Raw genomic sequence first — 14,365 nt, forward strand, 5'->3', positions numbered from 1 at the left:
AATAGTATATAGAGTTGTCGCAAGGAGGAAAATTTCGCATGAGTGAAAATGGCACGAGTCAAAACAATGAAAACAATGATTTATTAGATGCTTTAAACAGCATCGACACCGTTAAGGTCGGTGACGTTGTTAAGGGTGAAGTCTTAGCAATCGATGATGACCAACAAGCAATCGTCGGGATTGCTGATACTGGCGTTGAAGGGGTCGTTCCCAAGAAGGAACTGTCTACTAAGCCAGTAGATGACATTAAATCTGTAATTAAAGTCGGGGACGTTATGGACCTCGTCGTAATTTCTCGGATCGGTACCGACAAGGAAGGCGGCAGTTACTTACTGTCACAACGTCGTTTGGAAGCCCGTAAGGTTTGGGACGACATCCAAAAGGAATTCGAAGCTGGTCATACGTTGACTGCCCCTGTTACCCAAGTGGTTAAGGGTGGGTTAGTTGTTGACGCCGGTGTGCGTGGTTTCGTACCTGCATCCATGGCTTCAGACCACTTCGTTGAAGATTTGGCACAATTCAAGGGCCAAACGCTTGAATTCAAGATCGTTGAAATCGAACCAAGCGAAAACCGCTTGATCTTATCTCACCGCGCAATCGTTGAAAAGCAACGCGCTGCACAAAAAGAAGAAATCATGGCTAAGTTAACTGCCGGCGACGTTGTCGAAGGTAAAGTTGCTCGTCTGACGAACTTCGGTGCATTCGTTGACCTTGGTGGCGTTGATGGGTTGGTCCACGTTTCAGAAATCGCTTTCGAACGGGTTGAAAAGCCTAGCGATGTCTTGAAGGTTGGCCAAGATGTTAAGGTTAAGGTCTTATCTGTTGATCCAGATCGTGACCGGATTTCCCTTTCCATCAAGCAAACCTTACCAGAACCTTGGGACGGTATCGAAGAAAAGGCCCCTCAAGGCAGTGTCTTGGACGGGACTGTTAAGCGCCTGACTAGCTTTGGTGCCTTCGTTGAAGTCTTCCCAGGTGTTGAAGGTTTGGTTCACATTTCCCAAATTTCTCATCAACACATCGCAACGCCTGCTGACGTTCTGAAGGTTGGTCAAGAAATCAAGGTTAAGGTCTTAGATGTTCGTCCAGACGATCACCGTTTGGCATTATCCATCAAGGCCTTGGAAGAAAAGCCAGAATCTGCTGACGATTCTTCTGAAAACCACAGCAGCAACAACAGTAACAACAACCGGAACCGGAACAACAACGGCGGTAACCGTCGTCGTAACAACCGGAACTCTGCTGAAACTTCAACGGCTAACGCCCCAGAAGAAAGCACCGGTTTCTCTTTAGGTGACCTCATTGGGGATAGCTTGAAGAAAGATATGGAAGATAACGAAAACAACTAATACGTTTTGGTTGAAGAGGGTTTAGGACGGAACTTTGTTGGTTTCGTTCTGAACCCTTTTCATGTCACCTAACGTAATCATTAAAGGAGGGATTTATCGTGGCATTTCCAATCGTTGCCATTGTTGGCCGCCCAAACGTCGGGAAGTCAACCCTGTTCAACCGGATCGCTGGCGAACGGATCTCCATCGTTGAGGATACACCCGGGGTTACCCGTGACCGGATCTATACCCACGCCGAATGGCTGGGAACCGAGTTCCGGATGATTGATACCGGGGGGATTGACCTCGGTGATGAACCATTTTTAACGCAAATTACGCAACAGGCTGAAATCGCCATTGAAGAAGCTGACGTCATCGTCTTCATCGTGAGCGCGCCTGAGGGCGTGACCGATGCCGATGAGAAGGTCGCTAAGATTCTTTACCGGGCCGACAAGCCCGTTATTCTGGCCGTTAACAAGGCCGATAATCCCGAAACCCGGGAGACGGTCTATGACTTCTACTCCCTAGGCTTCGGCGATCCATACCCCGTTTCTGGGGTTCATGGGTTAGGTCTTGGGGATCTGCTGGACGCCGTCGTTAAGGAATTCCCTGACGATGAAGGGGCGCCTAAGGACGACTCCATTCGGTTCAGTCTGATTGGTCGGCCGAACGTCGGCAAGTCGTCGTTAGTCAACGCAATGCTCGGTGAAGACCGGGTCATCGTGTCTAACATTGCGGGGACCACGCGTGACGCGGTCGATACCAAGTTCGTGGCGGATGATACCAAGTTTACGATGGTCGATACGGCCGGGATTCGTAAGCGCGGTAAGGTCTACGAAAACACGGAACGGTACAGTGTGATGCGGGCCATGCGGGCGATTGATGATTCAGACGTCGTGCTGGTCGTTTTGAACGCCGAAGAAGGTATTCGGGAACAAGATAAGCGGGTTGCTGGTTACGCCCATGAAGCAGGTCGGGGAATCATTATCCTGGTCAACAAATGGGATACCCTGAAGAAGGATAACCACACGCTGACGGACTTCCAAAACCTGATTCGCCTCGAGTTCCAATACCTGAGCTACGCGCCAATCGTCTTTGTTTCCGCTAAGACGGGCCAACGGCTGGACCAACTGCCAGCGATGATCAAACGGGTCTCTGAAAACCACAACAAGCGGGTGCAATCCGCCACGTTGAACGACGTGATCATGGACGCCATTGCCCTGAACCCAACGCCTTCCGACAACGGGAAGCGGCTTCGGGTCTACTACGGGACGCAGGTTGCGGTGGCACCACCAACCTTCGTGGTCTTTGTCAACGACCCGAAGATGATGCACTTCTCCTACGAGCGGTTCTTAGAGAATCAGATTCGGGAACACTTCGATTTCGAAGGGACCCCGATCCATTTGATCGAGCGGGCACGGAAGTAGAACAACGGGCATAACACCAGCTTTTTCACCGGATTTTAACGATTTCTTAGTAAAAATCGTCTTTCTTGAAGTTTTATTGAGGAAAAATGGCGTTATCCCTTGTCATATAAGGCTTCCTGTGCTATCTTTGATAAAGAAATGATGCGGTTGACCGTATTTGTTTCATCATTTTTGGACCACTCAAAAATGATCACTAGATGACATTCATCTAATCTTCTATTCAGGAGGTGAATTCAAAATGGCAAACAAAGCACAATTGGTTAGCGATGTTGCAACTGCAACTGGTTTAACTAAAAAGGACGCAACGGCTGCAGTTGACGCAGTCTTCGATTCTGTCCAAGCAACTTTAGCTAAAGGCGAAAAGGTTCAATTGATCGGCTTTGGTAACTTTGAAGTTCGTGAACGTGCAGCTCGTAAGGGCCGTAACCCACAAACTGGACAAGAAATCCAAATTCCTGCAAGCAAAGTACCTGCATTCAAGCCAGGTAAAGCTTTAAAGGATGCTGTTAAATAATTTATTATTTGACGACTAAAAGAGCCAGTGCGGCGTATGCCGGGCTGGCTTTTTGCTGTGCTTAACTAGTTTAAAAGTTCCCGAAGAACCTGAATAGTCGGACTAGCCAATCATTTGCCACCACATTTGCCGGTAACGGTGGTAAGATGGTAAGTGCTGATTTAGTTAGAAAAAACGATAAACAACGATGGAGGCGGGTTATGAGTTACGCAGAAACGGCGCTGGACCAACTGGAAAAGGGCCAACTTGAAGATTTTAAAAAGCAGTATGCCTTGTCACTGCGCCACGATGACGATGAGACGCTTTTTAGCCTGGGAGAAGAGTTGTACTCCCTGGGTTTCCTCAACCAGTCTCGACGCATTTATGAAAAGTTATTAAAAAAGTATCCGGACGAAGACGAACTACGGACCAACTTAGCCGACATTGCGATTGACGAAGACAAGAACGACGAAGCTCTGGACTACCTGAACCAGGTCAAGCCGGATTCACCAGCCTACATTGAATCTTTGATGGTGGCGGCCGACCTGTATCAGACCCAGGAACTCTTTGAGGTCAGTGAACAGAAATTACTGACGGCCAAGAAATTGGCCCCTGACGAGCCCGTCATCACGTTTGCCTTGGCGGAGCTCTACTTCACCATGCGCGAGTTCAGAAAGGCCATTCCGCTGTATTTAGACCTGATTACGGCCGGGACCACGGAACTGTCTCGGGTCAACATCGTCGAACGGCTCGGGGTCGCCTATGCCAACGCTGGGCGCTTTGAACAAGCCGTGGGGTATCTCAAACAGATTCACCCGGGGAACATGACGCCGGACGTGAAGTTTGAGACGGCCTTTACCTACCTGCAACTGAAGGAACGCCCAACCGCCATTCGGCTCTTTAACGAGCTGAAGGACAGCGACGCGCACTACACCTCCCTGTATCCGTACCTGGGACAGGCGTTAGAGGAAGAGAACCGTTTGCCCGAAGCACTCACGGCCTTGCAAGAGGGACTGGGTGTCGACCAGTACAACGAGAAGCTCTGGTTACAGGCGGCTCACGTGGCCACTAAGCTCGATGATGAGAAGATGGCGGAGAAGTACCTGACCCACGGCCATCAGCTCGACAGCGACGATTTAAGCGCCGTCATTCAGTTGAGTAATCTTTACGTGAAGCAGGAACGGTGGCAGGAAAATGCCGACTTGGTTCAGCCGTACGTGAAGAGTGAGGATGCCGATCCACAGCTGTACTGGAATCTGGCTATCACGGCAGAGCACCAGGAAGACTTTGATGCCGCGCGTAAATACTACGATGCCGCCCAGCCATTCTTTATGGATCAGGCCGACTTCCTGAAGCCCGCCATTTACTTCTATCGCGAAGAAGGGGCCACGGAACAGGTCATCAAGCTGTTACACGCCTATTTGCAGGTCGTTCCAGACGATGCGGAAATGGCACTGATGCTTGAGGGCTATGAAGACTAGATTTTTGAAAAGAGGGTCTCTGCGGAGGCGTTCTTTTTGTTTGGGTTAGAACACAATAATTACTTTAACTTATTTAAACAAAATAAAAGCAACCGCAAAACCCGCGGTTGCCAAAACCCAGTTCACTAACGCTTAAATTTGCCCAAGAACCCTTTTTGGGGGACCTCGAACGAGAAACCTTCACCCAGCGCCTCATTCACGTTGACCACGGACACGAATGCCCGTGAATCATGCCGCGAAATGATTTGACGCACTTGATACAGCTCGCCGGGGGCCACGACCACGTAGATCATTTTACGACCCTGGTGGGAGTAGCCACCCTCGGCGTTGATCAGGCTGACGCCACGTTCCATCTGGTCCATGATATCGTTGGTAATCTCCTGGTGCTTGGCGGAGACGATGATGACCCCGCGAGCCGCGTAGGCGCCCTCCAGCGTGAAGTTGACGATGCGCGAGAACACGTAGGAGTAAATCAACGTGTAGGCCATGTGCTGGATGTCGATGTAGACCAGCGAAATCAGGAGGACAACGACGTCTAAGTAAAGGAGCGTCCGTCCCATGGGCACGCCCCGGAAGCGTTCAAATATTCGGGCGACGATGTCGGTACCACCGGTCGTTCCGCCGTAACGGTAGAGCAGGCCGGAGCCGAGTCCGCCGACCAAACCGGCACCTAACGCTGACAATAAGAGGTCACCGTGCAGGTCGATTACCAGGGGCACCCGTTGCCAGATCCATAAGAAGAGGGACAACATGAGGGTGCCGTAAATCGTGTAGACCAGTGATTGTCGGCCCAAGAAGCGCCAGCCAATCACAATCAGCGGCACGTTGATCAGAATCGTTGAATAGGCGGGGTCAATGTGGAACAGCGCCCGCAAAATCAGCGTGATCCCGGAAATGCCCCCGTCCGCTAGGTGATTCGCAATGTTAAAGAAGACTAAGCCAAATGCAAACATGGCGCAACCGATGCCAATCATGAGTAGGTCAAACAGGCGAATCGATTCGTCCTTTTGTGTCATACCATCCACTCCCAACACACGTTCACCACGGGTTGCTGGCAACGTGTTTTCTAGTCCGTCTGGTTCGCGTTAGCGCTGTGAAATCGCTGAATTTAGGTGCAAACTTTTCCTGACTTTAACTAGCCAGTTCGTTAACCTAACAAGCCCCAAACGTTTTTATTGCTAAACCCATCATAGCACACCCGTGATTCGGGCATGAACCAATTTTGGTGTAATCCGTGCTAGTGGTTGATTAGTCGCCCAATTTCCGGGTCGGGGGCCAGTAGTTTGAATTCAATTTCCGGGACGAATCTGTTAGACTGGCATAGTGAGTAAAAAACAGAAATCAACTGGCAAAAAGGGTGAAAATAAATGAAATTAGAACACTTACCAAATGAATTTGAGTTGGCCCGGCCAGTCTTACAGACCATTGAGCAGGCCGGTTATGAAGCCTACTTCGTGGGTGGCAGTGTGCGGGATACCATTCTGGGCAAGGAAATCCATGACGTGGATATCGCGACGAGTGCCTATCCCAATGAAATTAAGGGGCTTTTTAAACGGACCGTCGATACGGGTATCGAGCACGGTACCGTCATGATTTTGGACCATGGTACCGGCTACGAGACGACAACATTCCGGTCCGAATCGACCTATACCGATTACCGACGGCCAGATCAGGTCACCTTTGTGCGGTCGCTCGCCGAGGACTTAAAGCGGCGGGACTTTACCATTAATGCCTTGGCCATGAAGGAAGACGGGGAAGTCATCGACCTGTTCGACGGCCTAACGGACATGACCAATCACCAGATTCGGGCGGTGGGCGATCCGCAAGAACGGTTCCACGAAGACGCCCTGCGCATGATGCGGGCAGTCCGGTTTGCCAGTCAATTAGACTTCAGCATCGTTGACGAGACTTTGGCAGCCATCACGGCCCATGCCCAACTGCTGGCAAAAATTGCGGTGGAACGAACGCAGGTTGAGCTCCTGAAGTTGCTGCAGGGGAAGGCCCCACAACGTGGACTCCAGGACTTTATGGCCACGGGTCTATGGCAACACTGCCCGGACTTCGCGGACCACGGTCCCGCACTGACGGCCTTGGCCACCGAACTGACCCAGGGCGTCTCCAGCGAAATCGCGGCTTGGACGCTGTTGGCTACCAAATTTGGCCTGAATAGTGCCGCTGTGACGCCATTCCTGAAGCATTGGAAGACGGCTAACCAAACCATCACCGCCGTTCAGGCCGCTAGCAAGGCTGCCCAGATTCTGGCAACGAGTGATTTGAATGCCTGGCAACTGTACCAGTGCGGCGCAGCTCTTGCGCCAGTTGCCAACGAGGTGGCCGTGATTCTGGGCGCGCCTGACCGGAGAGCCGCGTTGCAGGCCCAACTGGCAGCGTTACCGATTCAGCACAAGAAAGAATTAGCCATTACGGGGAAAGAACTCATGCAGGCCGGCATTCAACCCGGACCGCAACTGGGTGCCATCCTGGGCGATTTGGAATACCAAGTCGTCACGGGGGTATTACCCAACGAAACAGCCGCGCTGGTGGCTCACGTCAACGCCTAACGGTAATTTGAGAATAAGAGAGTGAACAATTTATGCAAACCTTACGCGCGGAAAATCTTCACCGGACTTACGGGGAGAAAACGCTTTTTGATAATTTGAATTTTATTATTAACGAACACGACCGGATCGGCCTGATTGGGGTCAATGGGAGTGGGAAAACCTCGCTACTGAACACGTTAGCGGGCATTAGCAATGAACAGACCGGCGCCATCGAGACGCCCAAGGACTACACTATCGGCTACCTCACGCAAAAGCCTGAGTTGGACGAGAATTTAACGGTCATGGATGCCGTTTTCTCCGGTGACCAAAAAGTCTTCGTCACGATTCGGCGCTACGAGGCGGCCTTAGCCGCTTACGGGGCCCATCCAGAAGATGCCAAGGCCCAGCAGCGTTACCTGGATGCCGAAGCCCAGATGAACGAAGAGGATGCCTGGACGGCCGAGAGCGATGTCAAGACTATCCTGACACAGTTGAAGATCACGGACCTGTCACAAGCGATTAAGACCATGTCCGGGGGTCAAATCAAGCGGGTCGGCTTAGCCCAAGTCTTGATTCAGTCGCCCGATTTGTTACTGCTGGACGAACCGACCAACCACTTGGACTTTGACTCCATTGCTTGGCTCCAACAATACCTGGCGTCCTACAAGGGGGCCTTACTGGTCGTGACCCATGACCGGTACTTCCTGGACCAAATTGCGAACCAAATTTGGGAGCTTGATTTCGGGAAACTCTACCAGTATCCCGGCAACTACCAAGCCTACGTACAGGAAAAGGCCGAACGAGTCAGCCAGGAAGCCGAAGCTGATCAGAAGCAACAACAATTGTACAAGAAAGAATTAGCCTGGATGAAGGCGGGGGCCAAGGCCCGTTCCACCAAGCAACAAGCCCGAATCAACCGCTTCAATGACATTGCCAGCAACGTCGGCACGCGACAAGTCCAGAACAATGTCGCCATCTCCCTGGGCCAACAACGGCTCGGCAAAAAGGTGATTGAGCTCAAGGATGCCAACCTGACCCTGGGCGACCACGTCATCTTAAAGGACTTTGACGACCTGATTCAGGGTGGCGAACGCATCGGAATCAGTGGGGAAAACGGGGCTGGGAAGTCCAGTCTCTTAAACGTCATTGCGCAGCGTCTGCCCCTGGACTCCGGGATTGTATCGATTGGGGAGACCGTGAAAATGGCCTACTATACCCAACAGATCGAACCCATTCCGGATGACAAACGGATGATCAACTACCTGTCCGAGGTCGGTCAAAACGTGACAGATAAGGCCGGCAATTCCGTTAGTGTCACTGAATTACTGGAACAATTCCTGTTCCCACGGTTCATGCACGGGACGCTGATCCGCAAGCTATCCGGTGGAGAAAAACGTCGGTTATACCTGTTGAAGCTGTTAATGGAACAGCCCAACGTCTTATTGCTGGATGAACCCACGAACGACTTAGACATTGGGACGCTGACCGTTTTGGAAGATTATATTTCCCAATTTGCCGGTACCGTCATCACCGTTTCCCATGATCGGTACTTCTTGGACAAGGTGGCCGACCGCCTGTTGATCTTTACCGGTAACGGCGATATTGAACGGTACTCCGGTCGTTTCAGCAGTTACTTGGCGGACGAACAAGCCCAACACAAACAAGCTACCAAGACGGAAAAGGCCAAGGCCGCACCGAAAGCCGAACAAAAGCCGGCCGAACCCCGGAAAAAGGTCAAGTTGACCTACGCGGAACAGAAGGAATGGGAAGGCATTGAAGGCGTCATTGACGGCTTGGAAGACCAGAAGTCTCAGGTCCAAACGGCCATGAACGCCAATGGTGACAACTATGACAAACTGGCCGACCTTCAGTCACAATTAGACGACTTAGACAAACAGTTGGACGAGAAAATGACGCGTTGGGAATACCTCAGCGAATACGCAGAATAGGAGACGGTCACGTGTTAGAAGACGGGTATTTAGATTTGGCTAAGAAGGTCCTGAACGAGGGCCACGAGAAGACCGACCGAACGGGCACGGGGACCATCAGTCTGTTTGGTTACCAGATGCGGTTTAACCTGCAGGAAGGGTTTCCCCTGTTGACCACGAAAAAGGTGCCCTTTGGCTTGATTAAATCCGAACTGTTGTGGTTCCTGCGGGGCGACACGAATATTCGTTTTCTCCTGCAACACCACAACCATATTTGGGACGAATGGGCCTTCCAGCGTTACGTGGCTAGTCCCGATTACCACGGCCCCGACATGACCGACTTTGGTCGGCGGTCGTTAGTCGATCCAGATTTTAACCAACAGTATCAGGCAGAGAAAAAAGCCTTTTGCGACAAGATTCTAACGGACCAAGCCTTTGGGGACCATTACGGTGACCTGGGTCTGGTTTACGGGAGTCAGTGGCGCGCTTGGCAGGGCCACAATGGCGAAACGATTGATCAACTGGCCAACGTGATTGACACGCTGCGGACCCATCCGGACTCTCGGCGAATGATCGTGTCCGCCTGGAATCCCGCCGATGTGCCGTCCATGGCCTTACCACCTTGTCACACGCTGTACCAGTTCTACGTGAACGATGGCAAGCTAAGCTGTCAGCTCTACCAACGGAGCGGGGATATTTTCCTCGGCGTGCCGTTTAACATTGCCAGCTACGCCTTACTGACTTCGCTGATTGCCAAGGAGGTTGGCCTGGAGGTCGGTGACTTCGTGCACACCCTGGGTGATGCGCACATTTACAAGAACCATATCAATCAGATTGAAACGCAACTGGCCCGGACGCCTAAGGCCGCTCCACAATTGTGGCTGAATCCGGACAAAACCAGTATTTTTGATTATGAAATGAGCGATATTAAGGTAACCGGCTACGATCCAGCGCCTGCTATCAAGGCGCCGGTGGCCGTTTAAACAAGGAGGGGACTGCGATGCTGATCTTTTTATGGGCTGAGAGCCAGGGGAAAGTCATTGGCTTCCACGGCAGCTTACCGTGGCACTTGCCAGCCGACATGCACTACTTCAAGACCGTGACAACGGGCAATACTATTGTTGCGGGCGCCAAGACGTTTGCCTCATTCCCTCAAGTGTTGCCAAACCGGACCAACGTGGTGGTGAGTCACCGCGATGCCAGCGAATTTCCGGCCGGTGTAACCGTGCTCAACTCGCTAGATGCGGTGCGTGAATACGCTGCCCAACGGCCGACGGAGAAAATTTTCGTGGTCGGTGGCGCGCAGATTTTTGCTGGCCTGATCGATGACGTCGATTTCCTTTACCGGACCGTGATTGATGCCGGATTTGACGGGGATACCTGGATGCCAGCGATTGATTACACGAAATTTCAGTTGATTGATCGACAGCCAGGGGTTCGTAACGAGAAGAACACCGTCGATTACGCCTTCGAACAGTACCAACGGCGGTCATAAGCCAGTCGTTCAATACCGTTCCCGGCGGCGGATTCAAGGTGGCCTGCTATGGGGCCGGCTCCAGACAAAGGGCGGTCTTCCGCCTCAACTTTGAGCCTGAGAAGCGGTCTCAAAGGTTGTCCCATGGGCTAAGCTGAGTGAGAAACCTCAGCTAAGACCATCGACACAGCTGGCCACCTTGATCCGCCTCTGGTCACTCAGTATGGAACACGACATTTACGCCACGCTGAAGGTGAACTAGTCTGCAACTACAGTATTCTTCACTTAATCTAATATTTGCTAAAAATAATCTTACCTACGTTAAATTACGGCGCATCAAAAAGGCGAAGACAGCTATCCTTCATGGATAATGTCTTCGCCTTATTTGAAGTTTCGTCTAAACTATCACTAAATTTTAAGCATATAACAGGATGGAGAAGTACATCAATCCCGTTCCCAGCATCACGAACAGGTGCCAGATAACGTGACCGAATGGGACATTCTTGAAGCTGTAAAGGACGGCGCCCACCGTGAAGGCCACGCCACCGAAGAACAATAGGGCGAAACCGACGGGGCCCAGGCCCTCGTACAGTGGCTTGATGCCCAGCAAGCACATCCAGCCCATGACCACGTAGATGATGGTCGATAATTTTTGCATTTTACCCAACCAGAGGGCCTTGTAGATGACCCCGCAGACCGCCATGGCCCAAATGATGCCGAACATGGTCCAGCCGAGCGCGCCGCCAACGACCAACAAACTAAATGGCGTATAGGTTACGGCAATCAATAAATAAATGGCACAATGGTCAAATATTTGAAAAACGTGGCGGCCACGGGTAAAGTACAAACTATGAAACAGGGTGGACGCAAGGTAGAAGAGCACCAGGATGGCCCCGTAAATGGCAAAGGTCGTGATGCGCATGGCCCCGCCCTTGGCGTGAGCCTGTAGCAGTAAGACGACGAGTCCGGCGATGCTCAAGGCGGCCCCGATTCCGTGGGTGACCGCGTTTAAGACCTCATTGACGACTTGGTAGGTGTGGCTCCGTTCTTTTATCAAACAAAATCCTCCTTAGAATTCCGGTGACTTTATTTTTCTCTAAAGCAGCCGGATAGTTCCGAACAACTTACTGAAAATTGTCACTAACTCTGCTATACTATTACCGTATGTTTCATTACGCATATTGTAGCATAAACCAAAATTTCTGGTCAGAAAGAGTGGGATACCCATGGCGAAAATTAAGATTGTCACGGATTCATCTGCCGGCCTTACCGAGCAGCAGATTCAAGATTATGACATCACCATTATCCCGTTAACGGTCATGATTGATGACACGATTTACGTTGAACGGGAGACCATCACCAACAAAGAATTTATTGAAAAAATGAAAACGGCTAAGTCATTACCTAAGACGAGTCAGCCACCACTGGGGAAGTTTGTCGAGACCTTCGACAAGTTGGGAGAAGATGGCAGTAGTGTAATCTGCTTCACCATGTTAGCCGCTATCAGTGGCACGGTCCACACGGCCGAACAAGCGGCCCAATTGTCCAAGACGGACGTGACCGTGGTCGACAGTCAATACACCGACCAAGCCTTGGCCTTCCAAGTCGTCGAAGCTGCTAAGCTCGCCGCAGAAGGGGCCGACAAAGACGCCATTCTCAAGCGCGCCGAGGCCGTTCGGGACCACACCAAATTGTTCATGGGGGTTGTGACCCTAGAAAACATTTTGAAGGGTGGCCGCTTAAGTCGGGCGGCTGGTATGTTAACTTCCCTGCTTAACATCAAGATTGTCTTGCAGGTCACGGGTGGCGAGCTTAAAATTCGGGCTAAGGGTCGCGGTATGAAGACCATCGACCGTTACTTTGATAAAGTCTACGAACAAATTAAGCAGACGCCGGACATCGTGGCTATCGGGATTTCTCACGTGGAAGCCTTCGAATCCATTGATAAGATTCAGGGCCATTTGAAAGAAATCTTGCCGGGTAAGGATGTCCTGGTACGGGAAACGGTTCCCATCATTGCGACCCACGGGGGCCCCGGTGCCTTCGCCTTAATGTACTACACCGATCCAACTAAATAACGTCAACTGGAAAGGGGTGGCCGCACGCCACACCCTTTTTTCTTTTAGCTATAGGGGGAACCACGAAATGAAATTTAAGAATCTCAGTAAGATTATTGGGGTGACCTTACTCCTCGTCCTGATTGTGCTGGCGGCGCTAACGTACTGGCATCCCGGCGCGCGCACGACCCACACGACGACCACGGCGCCACGGAGCACAAAGCGGGCCACCGTCCGCGTCGTGGCCCTAGGTGATTCACTGACCGAGGGGGTCGGCGATCAGGAGAAGGACGGCGGTTATACCGGTCGGCTCAAGACCATGATCCATGAGAAGGACCAGGTCAAGGTGGTTATGCACAACTTTGGTAAGTCCGGCGACCGGAGTGATCAGATTGAAAAACGCCTGGTCAACAGTCAAGAACAACAAGCTCAGCTCAAAAAGGCCAACGCCATCGTCATGACGGTGGGAGGCAATGATCTACTCCAAACGTTGACGAAAAATGTAACCATCAACCAGCAGGATAAATTAAACGCCCATCTCGACACGGCCGAGGGGGCCTACCAGCAGAAGCTGAAGCACCTACTGAGCACCGTGCGGCAGTACAACGGCCACGCACCCATTTTCCTGTACAGCATCTATAATCCCATCTACGTGTATTTTGCGGATATCCAGCAGGTCACGAACGCCGTGAATGACTGGAACAAGGCCACGAAGAAGACGGCCACTAGCTTCGACGACCTCTACATGGTGGACATCAACCATGCGTTGTCCGTAGGGCAGTACAAGTCGATTATCCAGCAGGCCAAGCTTAAGCACGATGCGAAAAAATCAAATAACGGGAAAATTTCAACGGCTAGTCTTCAAGAGTTGATTTTGGCCAGCAATGCCAGTGACGAACTGAACGATTACCTGTCGCCGGCCGACCATTTTCACCCGAACGCCAGGGGCTACCGCCTCATGACCCGCTACGCTTTCAAACAAATGCAAGCTCACCAGCAATGGCTGATGAAGTAAGGAGGAACCATCTATGCAACGTCACGCCGCCCCACAAACTTCCCGTAACTGGTGGAAGTGGGGGTTCATCGCCCTGGTCGCCATTCTGTTAGTGACCGCCGTCACCGTAGGAGTCAAGGCCTTTTCATCGACCCAGATTGACTCCACGGCCAAGGTCACCAAGGATACGACCAACATCAACGTTGATTTAAACAAGAAACAAGTGAACGCCTTAGCCGATTACTACGTAAACAAGTCCCTGAAGAATTCGGCTGTTAAATACCGATTCCAGGTCTCAGATCACGCCATGATCACTGGATCCACCCAGGTTTTAGGGGCAAACGTGAATTTCGTTTTACTCTTAAAGCCAACCGTGTTATCCTCAGGAGACGTCCAACTGAAGGCGGAGAAGCTGTCGGTCGGGTCCTTACCTGTGCCAATCACCTTCGTCATGAACTACATCGCGAAGAACTATCCACTACCGAAATGGGTGGCCATGGATACCGGGAATGAAACCATTACCCTGCATCTGACCGCCATCGGTAACGGGAAGAAATTGTCCTTCGCCGCCAAAAAGATTGACCTGTCCGGTGCCGGAAAGTTTGTCTTCCAAGCACGGATTCCCAAAAACTAAGGAGGGGCC

General features: G+C 51.5%; 13 protein-coding genes. 11 read left to right on the forward strand and 2 right to left on the reverse strand.

The features are described 5' to 3' along the window. The first annotated feature begins 38 nt into the window (after positions 1-38). From rpsA to JUF22_RS08775, 4 genes are all read left to right on the forward strand, one after another. Positions 39-1,349 carry a 30S ribosomal protein S1 gene (gene rpsA, locus JUF22_RS08760; RefSeq protein WP_203645663.1) on the forward strand — a complete coding sequence of 437 codons (1,311 nt, stop codon included), beginning with the start codon at positions 39-41 and terminating at the stop codon, positions 1,347-1,349. 98 nt (positions 1,350-1,447) lie between these two features. Further along, positions 1,448-2,755 carry a ribosome biogenesis GTPase Der gene (der, locus tag JUF22_RS08765; RefSeq protein WP_203645665.1) on the forward strand — a complete coding sequence of 436 codons (1,308 nt, stop codon included), beginning with the start codon at positions 1,448-1,450 and terminating at the stop codon, positions 2,753-2,755. A 238-nt stretch (positions 2,756-2,993) separates the two neighbouring features. Then, positions 2,994-3,269 (forward strand): non-specific DNA-binding protein Hbs, encoded by a 276-nt coding sequence (gene hbs, locus JUF22_RS08770; protein ID WP_011667553.1) that lies wholly within the window; start codon positions 2,994-2,996, stop codon positions 3,267-3,269. A gap of 200 nt (positions 3,270-3,469) precedes the next feature. Next, complete coding sequence (locus tag JUF22_RS08775) at positions 3,470-4,729, forward strand: tetratricopeptide repeat protein (RefSeq protein ID WP_203638136.1); 1,260 nt, start codon at positions 3,470-3,472, stop codon at positions 4,727-4,729. Between the two features lie 125 nt (positions 4,730-4,854). Here the strand turns inward: JUF22_RS08775 and JUF22_RS08780 are convergent, their stop codons facing one another. Next, positions 4,855-5,745, reverse strand: a complete 891-nt coding sequence (locus tag JUF22_RS08780) for a YitT family protein (protein WP_203645667.1) — start codon at positions 5,743-5,745, stop codon at positions 4,855-4,857. 351 nt (positions 5,746-6,096) lie between these two features. Between JUF22_RS08780 and JUF22_RS08785 the strand changes: the two genes are divergently transcribed. Genes JUF22_RS08785 through JUF22_RS08800 form a run of 4 tightly spaced genes read left to right on the forward strand, consistent with a single transcriptional unit; the run spans position 6,097 to position 10,692 of the window. Next, positions 6,097-7,290 (forward strand): CCA tRNA nucleotidyltransferase, encoded by a 1,194-nt coding sequence (locus tag JUF22_RS08785; protein ID WP_203645670.1) that lies wholly within the window; start codon positions 6,097-6,099, stop codon positions 7,288-7,290. Between the two features lie 32 nt (positions 7,291-7,322). Beyond that, on the forward strand, positions 7,323-9,218 hold the full coding sequence (locus tag JUF22_RS08790; RefSeq protein WP_203645672.1) for an ABC-F family ATP-binding cassette domain-containing protein: 1,896 nt from the start codon (positions 7,323-7,325) through the stop codon (positions 9,216-9,218). Between the two features lie 11 nt (positions 9,219-9,229). After that, complete coding sequence (locus JUF22_RS08795) at positions 9,230-10,180, forward strand: thymidylate synthase (RefSeq protein ID WP_203645674.1); 951 nt, start codon at positions 9,230-9,232, stop codon at positions 10,178-10,180. 17 nt (positions 10,181-10,197) lie between these two features. Next, a complete protein-coding gene (locus JUF22_RS08800) occupies positions 10,198-10,692 on the forward strand; it encodes a dihydrofolate reductase (RefSeq protein WP_203645675.1) in 495 nt (164 codons plus the stop codon). Positions 10,693-11,086: 394 nt separating this feature from the next. Here the strand turns inward: JUF22_RS08800 and trhA are convergent, their stop codons facing one another. After that, positions 11,087-11,728: a PAQR family membrane homeostasis protein TrhA gene (gene trhA / locus JUF22_RS08805; protein ID WP_203645678.1), complete on the reverse strand. Its 642-nt coding sequence runs from the start codon at positions 11,726-11,728 to the stop codon at positions 11,087-11,089. Positions 11,729-11,897: 169 nt separating this feature from the next. Between trhA and fakB the strand changes: the two genes are divergently transcribed. The 3 genes from fakB to JUF22_RS08820 all read left to right on the forward strand — a co-directional run bounded on the left by fakB (position 11,898) and on the right by JUF22_RS08820 (position 14,356). Continuing rightward, positions 11,898-12,749, forward strand: a complete 852-nt coding sequence (fakB, locus tag JUF22_RS08810) for a DegV family protein (RefSeq protein ID WP_203645680.1) — start codon at positions 11,898-11,900, stop codon at positions 12,747-12,749. A 67-nt stretch (positions 12,750-12,816) separates the two neighbouring features. Then, positions 12,817-13,743 (forward strand): SGNH/GDSL hydrolase family protein, encoded by a 927-nt coding sequence (locus tag JUF22_RS08815; RefSeq protein ID WP_203645682.1) that lies wholly within the window; start codon positions 12,817-12,819, stop codon positions 13,741-13,743. A 13-nt stretch (positions 13,744-13,756) separates the two neighbouring features. Continuing rightward, positions 13,757-14,356, forward strand: a complete 600-nt coding sequence (locus JUF22_RS08820; protein WP_125762655.1) for a YpmS family protein — start codon at positions 13,757-13,759, stop codon at positions 14,354-14,356. Positions 14,357-14,365 lie beyond the last annotated feature (9 nt).

Origin of the sequence: Levilactobacillus lanxiensis, assembly GCF_016861655.1 — a bacterium.
Lineage (GTDB): Bacteria > Bacillota > Bacilli > Lactobacillales > Lactobacillaceae > Levilactobacillus > Levilactobacillus lanxiensis.

Bases quoted from the DNA above. Each gene is read 5' to 3' on its own strand.
- rpsA (WP_203645663.1), top strand. From the start codon at position 39: ATGAGTGAAAATGGCACGAGTCAAAACAATGAAAACAATGATTTATTA.
- hbs (WP_011667553.1), top strand. From the start codon at position 2,994: ATGGCAAACAAAGCACAATTGGTTAGCGATGTTGCAACTGCAACTGGT.
- JUF22_RS08775 (WP_203638136.1), top strand. From the start codon at position 3,470: ATGAGTTACGCAGAAACGGCGCTGGACCAACTGGAAAAGGGCCAACTT.
- JUF22_RS08780 (WP_203645667.1), bottom strand. From the start codon at position 5,745: ATGACACAAAAGGACGAATCGATTCGCCTGTTTGACCTACTCATGATT.
- JUF22_RS08785 (WP_203645670.1), top strand. From the start codon at position 6,097: ATGAAATTAGAACACTTACCAAATGAATTTGAGTTGGCCCGGCCAGTC.
- JUF22_RS08790 (WP_203645672.1), top strand. From the start codon at position 7,323: ATGCAAACCTTACGCGCGGAAAATCTTCACCGGACTTACGGGGAGAAA.
- JUF22_RS08800 (WP_203645675.1), top strand. From the start codon at position 10,198: ATGCTGATCTTTTTATGGGCTGAGAGCCAGGGGAAAGTCATTGGCTTC.
- fakB (WP_203645680.1), top strand. From the start codon at position 11,898: ATGGCGAAAATTAAGATTGTCACGGATTCATCTGCCGGCCTTACCGAG.
- JUF22_RS08815 (WP_203645682.1), top strand. From the start codon at position 12,817: ATGAAATTTAAGAATCTCAGTAAGATTATTGGGGTGACCTTACTCCTC.
- JUF22_RS08820 (WP_125762655.1), top strand. From the start codon at position 13,757: ATGCAACGTCACGCCGCCCCACAAACTTCCCGTAACTGGTGGAAGTGG.